The sequence below is a fragment of the Gracilibacillus thailandensis genome (assembly GCF_010994055.1).
Classification (GTDB): Bacteria; Bacillota; Bacilli; order Bacillales; family Amphibacillaceae; genus Gracilibacillus; species Gracilibacillus lacisalsi.
In genome coordinates, this window is the sequence record NZ_WJID01000089.1 from 1 (window position 1) to 15,234 (window position 15,234).

The 15,234-nt window shown below is 38.3% G+C and carries 16 protein-coding genes; 4 read left to right on the plus strand and 12 right to left on the minus strand.

The genetic code is table 11. The annotated features are described in order from the left end of the window. Nucleotides 1-69: 69 nt before the first annotated feature. The 3 genes from mscL to GH715_RS19495 all read right to left on the minus strand — a co-directional run bounded on the left by mscL (nucleotide 70) and on the right by GH715_RS19495 (nucleotide 2,220). Nucleotides 70-561: a large conductance mechanosensitive channel protein MscL gene (mscL, locus tag GH715_RS19485; protein ID WP_153836918.1), complete on the minus strand. Its 492-nt coding sequence runs from the start codon at nucleotides 559-561 to the stop codon at nucleotides 70-72. Between the two features lie 121 nt (nucleotides 562-682). Next, a complete protein-coding gene (locus tag GH715_RS19490; protein WP_194928300.1) occupies nucleotides 683-871 on the minus strand; it encodes a hypothetical protein in 189 nt (62 codons plus the stop codon). Nucleotides 872-912: 41 nt separating this feature from the next. Continuing rightward, nucleotides 913-2,220 (minus strand): MFS transporter, encoded by a 1,308-nt coding sequence (locus GH715_RS19495; RefSeq protein WP_153836917.1) that lies wholly within the window; start codon nucleotides 2,218-2,220, stop codon nucleotides 913-915. 463 nt (nucleotides 2,221-2,683) lie between these two features. Here GH715_RS19495 and GH715_RS19500 point away from each other — a divergent pair, with 463 nt between their 5' ends. Continuing rightward, nucleotides 2,684-3,364, plus strand: a complete 681-nt coding sequence (locus tag GH715_RS19500; RefSeq protein ID WP_153836916.1) for a hypothetical protein — start codon at nucleotides 2,684-2,686, stop codon at nucleotides 3,362-3,364. Between the two features lie 178 nt (nucleotides 3,365-3,542). On the opposite strand, the gene GH715_RS19505 is transcribed toward GH715_RS19500, so the two are convergent. The 4 genes from GH715_RS19505 to GH715_RS19520 form a co-directional block, all read right to left on the minus strand. Then, complete coding sequence (locus GH715_RS19505) at nucleotides 3,543-3,950, minus strand: VOC family protein (protein ID WP_153836915.1); 408 nt, start codon at nucleotides 3,948-3,950, stop codon at nucleotides 3,543-3,545. Between the two features lie 135 nt (nucleotides 3,951-4,085). Beyond that, complete coding sequence (locus GH715_RS19510; RefSeq protein ID WP_153836919.1) at nucleotides 4,086-5,213, minus strand: MFS transporter; 1,128 nt, start codon at nucleotides 5,211-5,213, stop codon at nucleotides 4,086-4,088. A 354-nt stretch (nucleotides 5,214-5,567) separates the two neighbouring features. Next, entirely contained in the window at nucleotides 5,568-6,146 is a 579-nt protein-coding gene (locus GH715_RS19515; RefSeq protein WP_153836914.1) for a YdcF family protein, read from the minus strand. Between the two features lie 23 nt (nucleotides 6,147-6,169). Further along, entirely contained in the window at nucleotides 6,170-7,132 is a 963-nt protein-coding gene (locus GH715_RS19520; RefSeq protein WP_163578781.1) for a D-2-hydroxyacid dehydrogenase, read from the minus strand. 245 nt (nucleotides 7,133-7,377) lie between these two features. Here GH715_RS19520 and GH715_RS19525 point away from each other — a divergent pair, with 245 nt between their 5' ends. The 3 genes from GH715_RS19525 to GH715_RS19535 are packed head-to-tail and all read left to right on the plus strand — an operon-like array spanning nucleotide 7,378 to nucleotide 10,211. Then, nucleotides 7,378-8,388 (plus strand): TRAP transporter substrate-binding protein, encoded by a 1,011-nt coding sequence (locus tag GH715_RS19525; RefSeq protein WP_153836912.1) that lies wholly within the window; start codon nucleotides 7,378-7,380, stop codon nucleotides 8,386-8,388. A 4-nt stretch (nucleotides 8,389-8,392) separates the two neighbouring features. After that, nucleotides 8,393-8,887 carry a TRAP transporter small permease gene (locus tag GH715_RS19530; RefSeq protein ID WP_153836911.1) on the plus strand — a complete coding sequence of 165 codons (495 nt, stop codon included), beginning with the start codon at nucleotides 8,393-8,395 and terminating at the stop codon, nucleotides 8,885-8,887. Between the two features lie 19 nt (nucleotides 8,888-8,906). Further along, a complete protein-coding gene (locus tag GH715_RS19535) occupies nucleotides 8,907-10,211 on the plus strand; it encodes a TRAP transporter large permease (RefSeq protein ID WP_153836910.1) in 1,305 nt (434 codons plus the stop codon). 161 nt (nucleotides 10,212-10,372) lie between these two features. Here GH715_RS19535 and GH715_RS19540 read toward each other — a convergent pair whose 3' ends face one another. From GH715_RS19540 to GH715_RS19560, 5 genes are all read right to left on the minus strand, one after another. Further along, a complete protein-coding gene (locus GH715_RS19540) occupies nucleotides 10,373-10,954 on the minus strand; it encodes a thioredoxin family protein (RefSeq protein ID WP_153836909.1) in 582 nt (193 codons plus the stop codon). 139 nt (nucleotides 10,955-11,093) lie between these two features. After that, a complete protein-coding gene (locus GH715_RS19545; protein ID WP_153836908.1) occupies nucleotides 11,094-11,921 on the minus strand; it encodes an energy-coupling factor transporter transmembrane component T family protein in 828 nt (275 codons plus the stop codon). Then, entirely contained in the window at nucleotides 11,912-13,627 is a 1,716-nt protein-coding gene (locus GH715_RS19550) for an ABC transporter ATP-binding protein (protein WP_153836907.1), read from the minus strand. The genes GH715_RS19545 and GH715_RS19550 overlap by 10 nt, the downstream gene beginning before the upstream one ends. A gap of 19 nt (nucleotides 13,628-13,646) precedes the next feature. Further along, the gene (locus GH715_RS19555) at nucleotides 13,647-14,201 is read right to left on the minus strand and encodes an ECF-type riboflavin transporter substrate-binding protein (protein WP_153836906.1); all 555 of its coding nucleotides are present in this window, start codon (nucleotides 14,199-14,201) and stop codon (nucleotides 13,647-13,649) included. Between the two features lie 99 nt (nucleotides 14,202-14,300). Further along, nucleotides 14,301-15,158, minus strand: coding sequence for an SAM hydrolase/SAM-dependent halogenase family protein (locus tag GH715_RS19560; RefSeq protein ID WP_153836905.1), 858 nt, complete (start codon nucleotides 15,156-15,158; stop codon nucleotides 14,301-14,303). Nucleotides 15,159-15,234: the final 76 nt, after the last annotated feature.

The following is a 15,234-nucleotide window of genomic DNA, read 5'->3' on the forward strand; positions in this document are numbered from 1 at the left end:
TCATCTCCCACCTACTCCTTTTCATTCCTTGAGGTGGGAATCTTCTCGCCTAGTGCTGATAAAACCTAATTATTTTATTTTCAAACGCGGGTATGTTGTTCTCTCTGCGGGTTGTGTCTTCTCAAGTGATGAAGAACAATTCGGACAAATGACAGCTCTATTAGGAATGGACAAGCAACAATACGGGCATTCTTTATTTGTCATCGAGTCTGATGGATGTTGATGTGGTTTCTTCCAGCGATTCATTTGCCTGACTACTAGAAAAACAACAAATAAAATGATCACAAATCTTATAGACGTTGAGATAAATAATCCATAATTAATCGTTATTGCTCCAGCTTCCTTTGCCTCCGTTAAAGAAGGATAAGTTTTTCCACTAAGACTTATATGTAAGTTTTCAATATTCATCTTGGAATACAAAAGCCCAATAGGCGGAAGCAGAATATCTCGAACCAATGAGTCTACAAAGCTACTGAAAGCAGCACCTAAAACAACCCCAACTCCCATATCAACCGCACTACCCCGCACCGTAAACTGACGAAACTCATGAAATAATCCCATCTAATTACGCCCCCTTCCTCCATATAAATATGAAAAAAGGGGACGTGCTATACACCGCAACATTACTTTTATATTTTTGACTTTCCGGTTATATTGGATTGTTGCCGAACCTTTTTAACCTTCACCAACAATGATATATAATAAAACCAAATCCTAACCCATACAAAGCAGCAGCTGTATAGAGAACAAAAGAATTGGATAGCCAAGCTAATAACACCATGACGATTAAAATGAGAAACGTCCCTGGCAAGAACACGACTATATGCCCTTTTTTATCATACAATTGTCCGGCAAATATTCTCATGATCATTCTTTCCTCATAAACCAAGAAAAGGTGGATCAACTTACTACTTAAAGATTGAAAACCGAAGATATCCGATTTGATCGATTTCCATAACGTTCTTCTTCAATTTGCTCTAGTGTCTTACCACGGGTTTTTGGTGTTAGAGCAACACCAATTATCATATGGATGATTAAGAAACCGATCATAACAATTCCTGCAACCGTAAAGCTAAGTGTATCCATTATAATAGGTAAAACGAAAGACCAAAGGGCAATTCCGCTTCGCACAATAAAGTACATAAACCCTTGTGCCGTGGCGCGATAACGCGTAATAAATAGTTCACTCGTCCACAATGCATAAAAGGCTTGTGCTCCAATACCTGCTGCCGATCCCCATACTACTACAAAAAGGACTAAAGAAACCCAATTCATTGGTAAAAATGTTAAAATAAACCATGCTACAATACCCATAGTAGCACCTAAACCAAATAAGAATCGTTGACTTATCTTATCAGCCAATTTCATGAAACCAAAGAATGTAGTCAACACTGTAAACATCCATAAAAAGGCTTGCAACAAGTTAGCTTGTCCATTCGTTAAACCGCCTACATTTTCATAAATATATGGCATGAAATATCCCATTGCTCCAGCCGTTAAATTCCAGAACAAGTAGATTCCAATTAATAGAAAAATAGCTTGTCGATTCACTTTTAGCGAAAATAAATCTTTCAACGAACTCTGTAATAACTTTTGATCTTTGCTTTCTTGTTTTTTCTTTTCATTATCATCAGACCAAATCTTAGACTCTGGTAATCCACGTCTTAAATACCAAGTAATGAAAGCCACAATTAATAAGTGGAAGAAGATCAGACGTGAGCCAAATAACCCTAATGGTTCTGCGAGAACCGCTAAGAAAAAGGTAATCATTGGACCAATCGACCAAGCTAATTGCGCTGCTCCTACGCGTGCTGCTCTTTGTTTAGACGGTGCTTCTTCCGCGATATATGTCCAAGACACTGGTACAGCTACACCAACCGCTACACCTGTAATAATAGTACCGATTAATAACATTGGGAAACTGACTGAAAGCATAATGAGTAATATACCAAACATATATACAAGCAAATCATAGTTAAATACAATTTTCCGACCGAATTTGTCTGTAATATAGCCTCCTAATAATGCACCAATAGCTGCACCAAGCGCATTTGCACTTAAAGCACTCAACAAGCCAACACCAACACTGTCGATTCCCAAATAGGTTTGCCAAAGTGTAAGGCTACTGGCAGCTGCGATAATCGCACCAGCCTCAATATAATTCGCCATCGCTATCGCAACAGTAGCCTTCCACCCTGTTGTCACTTTTTGCTTTTTCATGAATCATTCCTCCATTATAGAAATTTATGAATCCGTTTACAAAAAGACCTTTATGTCGCTATAAAAATGGAAATGTTACACCTAAAATAGTATAAAAAAACAAAAAAGTCAACACAAACAAAAACTAAACAAATTAAATAGGTTTTGTTTAGTTTTGAAAAAAATCCCTTCATCAGTTTCTTGTTGTGTTCCCTCTTCACTATCTCCACATGCAGCTAACACCAACAACATCATCAATGTCGACTTAGCATACATCAAAGAATTGATGAAAGAGGCACATGAAAAAGGTACGCCTGTCATGAGACCACTGTGTCTATTGGATTACTGCTGGTGATTCACCGGCGGAATCGTTTTGTTCATTACAGCAAAATATGGAAAGTAAAAGTAATCCAGGAATGGTAAGTTGTTATCATATCAGATCTTAAGAATCTGTTGATAATTAAATAAGACGGAGGTAAAACAAATGAACAATAATAAGGGAAGGATCACAAAAACAGGTCTCATTCGTTGGGCAGGCTTATTCGCTATTTTGGCAGGGATTTTATACATCGTCATTCAGTTTATTCACCCAGCAGATAATATATCTTCAGTAAACTCAGACTCCTGGGTAATGGTTGCATGCTTGACAGTTGCGATGTCCATCTTTAACTTAATTGGAATCATTGGAATTTACTCGAGACAAGTAGAAGAGAGCGGATGGCTTGGCTTAGTTGGATTTTTATTATTTAGCCTATTTTGGTTAGCTTCGACGGCATTTAGTTTCATCGAAGCCTTTGTATTACCAATGCTCACTAACGACGCTCCGGAATATGTGGCAGGTTTCTTAGGGATCTTTGGCGGAAACGAAAGCGAGGTTAATCTTGGAATACTCCCTGCATTAGCACCGATAGCAGGAGGGCTGTATACACTTGGCGGCCTTTTGCTAGGGATCGCTACTTTCCGTGCTAATGTCTTACCACGGTTGGCCGCAGCCCTGCTTGCTATTGCTGCAGTGGTGACACTCGCTGCTGCAATTATCCCCCATCCACTCGATCGGCTATTAGCCATACCTATGGGAGCAGCACTAATTTGGTTAGGGTATGCTCTTTGGTCAGGACGTGAAAAGAGCATCAAAAAATTATCAAATGTCTCATTAGAGGTGTAAATTTTCCTCCTAGTCGACGTTTGTAAAAGCTCTTAAGCCTAATTTCTCGCTAAAGATACGGAATTAGGCTTTTTGCTCTTTTGCGTTGGATACATTCGAACTGTAGAAAAATATAATCAATAATAATAGAAACTATTACGTTACACTTCTCTGCATCATTTTCTTTTGATGGATAAGTCTATTTATTTAATTGCGGAGAATCTGGATGTAGTTGCATGAATTCAATCCGGTTACCATCAGGGTCTTTTATCCAACATTGATAATTTAAATCTAATCCTTGCTGTGGCTCTACATCTAATGTTAACCCTTTTTCTTTTAAGTGGGCTGCAATTTCATGTATATCGTCTACTTCTAAACACAAATGATTATAACCAATAGTCTCACCATCTATGGTAATTTGTTTCTTACCTCCATAGAATAATTCTATGAATTGTCCTTCACAAACTTTTAAATAAATAATCCACGGCTCATTATCTTGATTATGTAATTCAAACAGCTTTTCAAACCCCAATTGATCACAATAAAACGCTAATGATCTCTCCATATTTTGAACAGTAAACGCAGTATGACTGATACCTTTAATCATCTTTTCACCCCCTCTTTTTTTATTGTTATCGCTTTCTTGATTTTATCACATTACTCAGATTCCTAACAAAAAATAGCTGCTGAGAAATACATCTCAACAGCCTAAAAATTCGTTTTATTTTATTCATCAATCTTCTCAAACTGCTCCTTGCTCCCGAATTTTCCTATCTTTCACCAACAAATATACATACAACAAAATCGAAATCGTCGCTGAGACGGCACCTGTCATGTAAATATAGCTGTAACCAAAACCGGAAGCAATGAAACCAAATCCAATTGCACCAACTCCAACCCCTAAATCAAAGAAAGAAAAGAAAGTCGCATTTGCCATTCCTTTTCGATTATCAGGCGACTGATTTACCGCCCATGCTTGAAGGGCAGGTTGTACGGTACCAAATCCTAACCCATACAAAGCAGCAGCTGTATAGAGAACAAGAGAATTTGGTAGCCAAGCTAATAACACCATGGCGATTAAAATTAAAAACGTCCCTGGCAGAAACACAACAATATGCCCTTTTTTATCGTACAATTGTCCGGCAAATGTTCTCGTGATCATTAAGAAAATCGCAAAAACTAAAAAGTATACTTCGATTCCTGCAATTCCTTCTTGTTCCGTATATAACGGCAGAAATGAAGCAATTCCACCAAAACATGTCGTAATAAAAAATAATAGTAATGAAGGTCGCAATGCCTTTTTTTCCAATACATCGAACCTTGGAGCAACTACCTTTTTCGCCTCTGGGTCAACAGGCTTATATCTAATTTGACTAGACAACAAAAGCGCTACTAATCCTAATGCTGAACAAATTAAAAACAAGGTCGTAAATGAAATATAACCGTATAAAGTAAGTCCTAATGCTGGTCCGAAGGCAAGTGCAATATTACCGGATAAACCGAAATAGCCCATTCCTTCTCCCCGTCTGCTTTCTGGAATCAAATCTGTCGCAATAGTACCAGTAGCTGTTGTCGAGAAGCCCCAGCCTAACCCTTGGACACAACGCATAATAAACAAAAAGACAATACTAGTAATAAACGCATAAGATCCAATAGAAATAACAAAAATCCCCAAACCAATCATATAGACAAACTGCCTTCCCCTAGTTTCCAACGCATGTCCGGCAGTCGGACGTAAAAGTAATGCAGAAAAAGTAAAAATACCAGTAATAATGCCTATAAACTCATCACTTCCGCCTAAGTGCTGGACAAACAGTGGAATCGTTGGCAACGTCATCTGAAATCCTAAAAAGATAAAAAAATTTGCCATACAGATCAAGGCAAAATCCTTCGTCCAAATCTTCTCTTTTTTCTTTAGCGATTGACTCACAAGCAGGACTCCTTTATTTCGATAGTCGAAACATATTATAACGCAAGACACATGCCGATGAAAACATTATGCCTCTTAAGTACGGTATATCTTATAACTTATTGGTAAAAAATGATACATGTACTTCGGAGAAAGAAAGGGTCATGCATTATGTGGTGGTGGATAATCGGTGGAATAATGTCGTCGATAACGTTCGTGTTATATTGCTGTCTAGTAGTAGCTGGCAGGGCTGATGAAGCAATGGAACAGTATATGAAAAGGAAGTAGGGATTGGTATCCTACTTCCTTTTTTGGTTATAGTCGCAAAAGTTCCCAAATAAATTTTAGTACCTCACTTGCTCCGTGCTTTCTTGATTCATGATCCTTCCACCAACTCTTGTCATAAACATCTTCACGAACAGGGACGGAAATGACTTCGATATTTTCATCTTTCAATGTTTTTTGGAAGATCCATTTTGCTCGCGCTGAGTGATATTTGTTGGTTACAAGAAGTAAGGTATTAACGTTCAACTGACGCAGCAAAGGGATGGACAGTTCGGCTTCTTCTCTCGTACTTGTTACTTCTTTAAAGGAGTGGATAGCATCTGCTGGCACACCTAATTCGATCAAATGCTCCGTCATAATCTCTGAGGTGTAAGTTTCCCAACCTACGAGCGCACCAGTGACGATAATGGTATCACTCCATCCTTCATGGTAAAGCTTAGCTGCCTCTGCCTCGCGCTCACCTTTTCCACCGCTTAATACTAAAATAGCGTCTGCTTTTTTTGGTTGTTGTTCTAACACCAGAAGTTTATGTAAATTAACTAAGATAATCAACCCAATTACTAGCAATAATAGAGGAACCGAAAGGAACATCCACTTTTTCCACCCCATACCACCACTCCCGAACCGATATTTTAATATCCCTTATCATAATCTACAATATTTACATTTGGTGCACTAAACTCAAGATAATGCTTTAAGTTCGGAATGAAAATATCTCGAATGACACGCTCTGTGTAGTGTTCTGTTGCTCCAGCTGTGTGTGGTGTTACGATAACATTCTCCATCGTCCATAATGGACTGTCTTCCGGTAAGGGTTCCGTCTCAAACACATCAAGTCCAGCACCGGCAACTTCCTGATTTTCTAACGCTTGAATTAGCTCATCCTCTTTCACGATCGGTCCTCTTCCAATATTAATGAGAAAAGCACTATTTTTCATTAGCCGGAACTCTTTTGCCCCGAACATGCCAGTTGTTTCCTCTGTCAATGGAAGTGTAATGACGACATAGTCACATAGAGGTAAAAGGTCAGCCAATTGATCGGGAGTATACATTTCGTCAACATGTTCAGCTGGTTTCCCTGAGTGACGAACACCAAGAACTTTCATACCAAAAGCTTTTGCAATTTTGGCTGTTTCCTGGCCAATCGCACCAACACCTATTACACCGATCGTTTTCTCGTGAATTTCTAATTTTAGCCCAGCATTGTGCCACGTTTGCACCTGCTGTTGGCGCACATATGAATGAACTTTCCGTGTTAATCCAAGCATAAGAGCAAAGATTGTTTCAGAAATCGGGTAAGCATGAACTCCATTTGCACTTGTCAATGTCACATTTTTGGCTTGTAAAGCATCAAGCGGTAGACTGTTTACCCCTGCGCTCCACGTTTGAATCCACTTTAAGTGATCATTTTTCTCCAACAAAAACGGGGCAACGGCTCTTTTCCAATGGAGCACGACTTCTGCTTGGACAAGTTCATCCGCAATTTTTTCTGTATCTTTGTTTGCGATAACGTTCCAGTCAGGGACTACCTGCTTAATTTCGTTGAACAGGTTTTCAGCTATGTTCATGTTAATAACGAGTGTTCGCTTCATGATAAAACCTCCCATTCTAATCATACTTTATTATTTCATACTTTTTATTGTTATTGTCAAATTTTTTATTTTTTCAAACGGCCCTAAACACAAACAAAACCACCTAAACAAAAATATATAAACATTATTTTTTGACTTTATTTTTATTCGTTAGTATAATCGTAGTCGAATCATGTATATTTCCCACAAAAAATGTAAGGGGTTTCCCGTTAAACAACAACGAAACTAAGAAGTTGGGGGTAAAATGAATGAAACGAATAATGTTATGGTTTCTGTTTAGTATCTTTCTCATTCTTTTTGTAAACGGATGCAACCAACAAACGCATGCAGATGAGCGTGTTGTATTACGCTTTGCATATGCTAGTAATGCTCAACCGGTGAAAGATGCTATGGCAAAGTTCGGCGAATTAGTTGAAGACAAAACAAATGGACAAGTTAGTGTTGAATATTTCCCTGATGGACAACTCGGCGGGGAGCGTGAACTGATTGAATTAACGCAAACAGGGGCAATTGATATTACAAAGGTTGGTGGTTCTGCGCTCGAAAGTTTTTCCAATAAATATTCTATCTTCGGTATCCCTTATCTTTTTGATGATATTGATCATTTCACTCGTGTCATGGAAAACGAGGAAATAATGCAACCAATCTATCAATCTACCAAAGATTTAGGGTTTGTCGGGCTAACCTATTACAACTCCGGACAACGAAGTTTCTATTTAACAGACGGTCCTGTTGAAACTCCAGAGGATATTGAAGGGAAGAAGATTCGTGTAATGGAAAGTGAAACCGCTATCCAAATGATCGAATTGTTAGGTGGCACAGCGGTACCGCTTGGAAGCGGTGAAGTATACACATCATTGCAACAAGGCATTATCGATGGTGCTGAAAACAATGAGTTTGCTCTTGTGACAGCAGGACATGGAGATGTAGCTTCCTATTATTCTTATGATGAACATACACGAGTACCAGATATTGTGATAATAAATGACAATACGTTAAATCAACTGAGTGAAGAGCAGCGACAGGCCGTACAAGAAGCTGCTAAAGAATCTACTGAATATGAAAAACAAGTTTGGGCAGAAGCAGTAGAAGCCGAAAAAACAGAAGCTATGGAGAAATATAATGTAAAGTTCAATGAAGTAGATAAAGCCCCTTTTTTAGAAAAAGTACAGCCTATTCATGAAAAGTTTAAAGAAAATAAGGAATTAAGTGATCTCTACCATAAGATTCAACATGCAAGTAATAATGAAGGAGAGTAGCGTTATGAACAAAGCTTTTCGTAAATATCTAGATCGGACAATGGAAACCATCACATGTATGCTGCTAATGATCATGGTCGCTGTTACGAGCTGGCAAGTGATCAGTCGATACATCTTAAATAACCCCAGTTCCGTAACAGGTGAATTTCTTCGTTTTGGTTTGATCTGGTTCTCATTATTAGCAGGTGCCTATGTTGTCGGTAAAAAAAGCCATATTGCCATCACTTTTCTAAGTAACGGGATAAAAAGTGAACAGACAAAACGAGTCTTTGAAGTAATTGTGCAAATCAGCTTTATCCTCTTTGCCGTGATGATGATCATGGGAGGTACCAAGGCTGTCTCAATGACGATGGCACAAATTTCACCATCACTTCATTTACCGATGGGGTATGTGTATTTATCCCTTCCTGTTTCAGGCGTAACCATCTTATTATATTGTCTCATTAATTTAACGGACCTATTCAGTTCGAAACAGTTACACATACAAGAAAATTCTTAAAAAAGTAGGTGAATTAGATATGGTTGCAGAAGCTAGTATTTTATTAGTTCTTGTTTTCGCAATATTATTAGCAGTAGGAATACCCATTGTCATATGTATCGCTGTAGCATCACTGGCAACGGTTCTGTTGATGCTGCCACTTGATATTGCCGTTTTTACAGCTGGTCAGAAAATGGTGGCAAGTCTGAACAGCTTTTCATTAATTGCAGTACCGTTCTTTATTCTATCAGGGGTTATTATGAATAATGGCGGGATCGCCCATAAATTAGTAGAATTTGCGAAACTGATCGTCGGGAGAGTACCAGGATCTTTAGCCCATACGAATGTGGTCGGAAACGCTTTGTTTGGATCGATTTCCAGTTCTGCAATCGCTGCATCTACTGCAATTGGTGGCGTGATGGTTCCTTTACAGAAAAAAGAAGGCTATGACCGAAAATTCGCAGCAGCTGTCAATATCGCTTCTGCCCCATCAGGAATGGTAATACCTCCTAGTACGGCGTTTATTATCTTTTCACTAATTAGTGGTGGTACTTCAATCGCAGCATTGTTTGTTGGCGGTTACTTAATCGGGATCCTATGGGCCGTAACAATTATAGCCGTTGCATTTGTAATTGCCAAAAAACGTAATTACCCTATTGTACAAAAATCTGAAATCGCAAACATTAATAAAAAGAAAATTGTCTTAGATGCAATCCCTAGTATTCTGTTAATCTTCATTATTATCGGTGGGATTTTAACAGGGATATTCACAGCGATTGAAGCATCTGCTGTTTGCGTGGTTTATGCCTTATTCTTAGCACTTGTGTATTATCGAACGCTAACCATTAAGCAATTACCTCAGGTTTTAATCAAAGCTGTAGAAATGTCTGGCATTGTCATGTTACTCATCGCTGCATCTTCACTGATGTCATTTGCTATGGCATTTACAGGGATTCCAGATGCACTGAGTCAGTTTATTCTCGGTTTATCCGCTAATCCATTAATTATTTTGTTACTGATTAATGTCTTCTTATTGATTATTGGTATGTTTATGGATATTGCACCAGCGATTCTCATATTCACACCGATTTTCTTACCAATCGCAGAAGGTATCGGCATTGATCCAGTGCATTTTGGCATTTTCTTCATTTTAAACTTGTGTGTCGGTACAATTACGCCACCTGTTGGAACCGGTTTATTTGTCGGGTCCATGGTTGGAAAAGAAAAAGTCGAAAGCCTGATCAAACCATTAATGCCATTCTATGTTGCCATGTTCGTTCTATTGATGGTTGTTACCTATATACCAGAAATTAGTTTGTTTCTCCCTAATTTGTTAGGGTTGTAATGGAGAAGAAGAAGTCTCGGAGGCAAAACAAAAAGTGTCCGCGAGAACACATCTCGTGGACAATTTTTCTCAAAAATCACAAAATGTGTCCTTGAGAACGCTTCTCGTGGACACATTTTCTCAAAAACTACTAAATTAGTCATTAACCACCAACACTAATTCTAAACAAGATCACAAGCTTCTGCCGGCATCCAATGTTCATCTTTACCGTGCCATTTGACGTTACATCCGATTGGATTCGTTAATGGTGTGGTAATTTGCTTGCCTGCCAAATGTTCCGTAAGGGCATTTTCTAAATCATTTACGGTTGCTTTTTCAGACTCACGTGGATTGTCGAGTCCACGACCAGTATAAACCAACTCACGATTTTGATCGAATACGTAAAAATGTGGTGTGCGCAAAGCTCCATAAGTCTTGGCTACATCTTGTGACTCATCATGTAAATATACCCATGGGAATTTGTGCTCTTTCATCTGTTCCACCATTACTTCGAATGAATCATCTGGTTTTGTATTCACACTATTAGAATTAATCCCCACAAACGTAACACCTTGATCTGCAAACTTTTCGGCAGTTGCTCTTGTCATTTCATTCGACCCAACAACAAATGGACAATGATTGCAAGTGAAGAACACGACCAAAACATTTGCATCATTAAAATCCGCTAAGCTATATGTCTTACCATCTGTTGCAGGAAGCTTAAAATCCGGTGCCTTCTGACCCAACTCCAACGTAAAAGCCATAGAAAAATCCTCCCTTTATTTCGATATTCATGAAAACGATACCAAAGTATAGAGATAGATTCAAAGATAGTGCTCAACCGCCTTCTTCTTTTACAACAGAATGTTCATACAATATCTAGCAACTCACGCATGCTCATCACTAAAAAGGATTATAAAACCGAGTCCCATCATGAAAGGTAATCACCATAGCTGCGATAAAAAGCACCAGACTAATCATTAAGGTAAACACATCTGCCTTTAATAGCGGTCGGGCGCTATACCAGGTACGTTGTTTATGTTTCCCAAAGCTGCGTAACTCCATGGCATTACTGATTACTTCAATCCGGTCGAGACTGGAAAAAATTAATGGCACCATAATGGAAATGACGTTTTTTAGACGTCTTGCTAATTTTTCATTTTTGGACAAATCAATTCCTCTTGTTTGCTGGACTTGAGCAATGGTACGAAAATCACGTTGGATATCTGGTATATAACGCAATGCCAACGATACCGCAATACCTATTTTATAACTAATACCAACTTTATTAAGAGATGCTGCAAATTCACTAGGATGCGTGGTCAGAATAAACAATAAGGCAGCTGGGATCACGACAAAATATTTCAATGTGATATTCATTTGGTAGAATAATTGCTCCCATGTCAGATTATATCTGCCTGCTCCATCCCAAATTACATGACTACTGCCATAGATTTGAACACCTTGTTGGGGCGAAAATAGATAAATCGCCACATTATTAAGAGTGAGAAACGCTAGAATAATGATCAATACAAAGGATATGTCCTTTAGTTGAATCTTCGATAGCTGGAAGATAACAAGACTTGCAATCAATAACACAAGCAATACCCTAGTATCATAAGTTAGCATAGCAACAGAAGACCAAATTAAAAAAACGATCAGCTTAGTAATTCCTGATAATTTGTGTATTGGTGATGTTCGTTCCATATAACCTAAAATATTTACTGCCATCTTGCTCGAACCTTTCTATCATAAGAAATAAAGTGATGAACAAACTGCTTTGGATCTGAAATACCTACTTTTACTGCAATGTCAAATAATGAAGTACGCTTTAAGTTTGCCTTTTCGACTATTTCATCATTTGTTATAACATCGACAGCGGACTCATCTGCAATTAATCGACCATCTGCTAGTACAATCGACCTTGAAGTATACTCCAGCATCAGGTGCATATCATGTGTAATGAATAATATGGTTGTCCCATTGTCATTTAGTTGCCGTAAAAATTCCATCATTTCTGTATAATGACGAAAATCCTGTCCAGCAGTTGGCTCATCCAAGATGATTATATTTGGCTCTAAAACTAAAATAGAAGCAATTGTTACCCTTTTCTTCTGCCCGTAACTTAAAGCAGAGATCGGCCAATTGCGGAACTGGTATAATCCGCAAACTTTAAGCGTTTCCCAAACTCTTTCCTCGATCTCTTTCTGAGAATATCCGCGATTAACAAGACCCAAGGCAACTTCATCATAAATCATATGCTTGGAAATCATATGATTCGGATTTTGTAAGACAAAACCAATGTGGTTAGCTCTTTCAAATATCGTTTGATTAGTGATGTCTTGTCCTCCTAAAAAAATCTGTCCACTATTCATTGTCTCAAAACCACAAATAAGCTTGGACAAAGTAGATTTACCTGCACCATTCTTGCCAACGATACTGACCATTTCTCCCTGCTGAATCGAAAAGGAGATATTCTGTAAAATCGGGTCTTGCTGGTAACGGAAATTTAAGTTATTTACTTCCAATAGTGGTGTGGAGGCATCTTCTTCACCTTGTTCCTTAGACTTGCTATACCATTGCTTTAATTGCCGCTGGCAGTCCTCAGCAATGTTTAAGGTATCTATGTGCTCCAACCCCATATCCGGCTCGATCTCACATCCACTATACTTCAATGCCTTTAAATAAAGTGGTTCACGTATATGTACTTGGTTTAAGACATGAGATGCTAACAATTGCTTTGGAGCACCGTTGAAAACAACCTCTCCTTCATCGAGCACAATAACCCTATCAAAATCAATATGGAGTGCATCTTCTAAACGGTGTTCAATCATCATGATGGTTTTATTTGTTTCTTGATGAATACGGTCTATTAATTCCATAGCATATTGACCTGTTGCAGGGTCTAAATTGGCCAGTGGCTCGTCGAAAAGTAAAATCTCCACTTCCTCGTTTACCATAACACCGCCAACTGAGACACGCTGTTTTTGTCCACCAGAAAGCTCATGGATAGAATGATCTATATGGTGCTCTATTTCCACTAGTTCTGCTACTCGTTGAACGGATTCTTTCATCACGTGCTGAGGAACTTTTTCATTTTCTAATGAAAAAGCGATATCCTCCCCAACATTCAGACCAATGAATTGTCCATCTGTATCCTGTAATACCGTACCTACCATTCGTGAGATCGTAAAGATATCCAAGTTTCTTGTATCGTTGCCTTTGATAAGAAGTTCCCCTTCTATATCCCCTTTATAAGAGAATGGAACTAGCCCATTTAAACAATGGACTAGTGTGCTTTTCCCTGAACCAGATGGACCTAGAATTAATACTTTTTCACCTTGGTAAATGGTTACATCGATATTTTTTAAAGTTGGGTCAGTCTGGCTGTAATATTTAAATGTGAAATGATTAAATTCTATTATCGGTTGTCTCATTCTCTACTCCTTTATCTAATTAGGCTTCCTTTGATAAACTATTACCTTTCGTCCGTGTCTTCGCGTATGCTGCAAGTAAGATCGTACCAATGACACCAACAGAGATAATATTGGAAACTCCTGCTACTGCACCTTGAGTAAATACTTTGTTTGCTGGCTCTGCATATATAATAATATCTAATAATGGCGCTAAAACGAACCAGCCAATCACCTGCACAATCATTTGAACTACATTAAATGAAATGATTTGTTTCGTGCCAAATTCTCCATTCTCTATAGCAATTCGGCGTGCAAACAAACCAATAAACAACCCGATAAATAGTGAAACAAAAACCCAACTCCACCAAATAGATCCCCAAAGTAAAACATCCTTCAGTGCATGACCGATAAGACCAATAAGTCCTCCGGCGACAGGGCCAAATAATACAGCCATAAATGCTAGAAATGCAACTGCTGTCTCAATATTTGTGTTGGGAATCCCTGTTGGAATCGTTAAAAAACGCCCCAAAATTACATATACAGCAGCACCAATACCAATAGCAACAATCGTTCTAATCGATAAATTACCTTTCATAGATTTCTCTCTCCTTTATTTGAATTAGTTTTATTGCTAACAAGTTGCTTTCTGTTGATTCATAGCTGTATGACATCAATCATCGAAATATTCTCACTCTTAACTATACACAATTTTAGGTGCTTTGCGTATAAAAATTTTCCACTTTTCGCCTGTCTTAATATGATATGCCTTAGCAAAAGATCCTTGATTTAAAGCCACACCAATATTCTCTAGGGAATTAATATATAGCAGTGGCTCGCCAACCTGTGTATCTGCAAATGACTTACCATAGGACATCACGTTTTTATATACTTGTCGTGTATCATCTAAAATCGTTACTTCTAATGTATCTCCATAGTCAATGGATGCTTCTTCAAAGTAACCTTTATGAATATTGGTCCAGAGATTACCAAAACGGATATCTAATATATCAATCGTCCCCTTAATAATCCCTCCATCTACTGTCACACTAGGCGTTGAAAGTTTTACCAGCTGATCTACATTAATTTTCTGCCCAACTTCTTCAAACGTGATCACACCAGCAGCAAGCCTAGCTCCTGTGTAGGCATAAACATCTCTTCCATGAAACGTATAAGATTCATATGACCTTGCCAGCCTGTTTAGCTTTTCATCAATTATTCTTGCTTCTTCAATACCAACAGAATTCTCAATATGGGTAATCGTTCCGTTATCTGGTGTAACGATAAAACGATTATCTTTCGTTCTCACTGCGATACTTAATCGATCAGAGCCTACCCCTGGATCAACAACAGATACAAAAACAGAACCTTCTGGCCAATAAGAAATCGTCTGATACAACCGGTAAGATGCCTCCCAAATATTATATTGTGGTATATCGTGGGTAACATCATATAAATCTAAGTCATGATCGACTGTTTTTGCCACTCCATACATGGCACTTACTGCACCATCACTCGTACCAAAATCTGATTGAAAAACTAAATGCTTTGTCATGTTATTCCTCCTTGAAAATGATTGGTTGGTGAAAGCCGGTTCTTTGTCAAATGTGGTGGTGTAGTTTTATCTACTC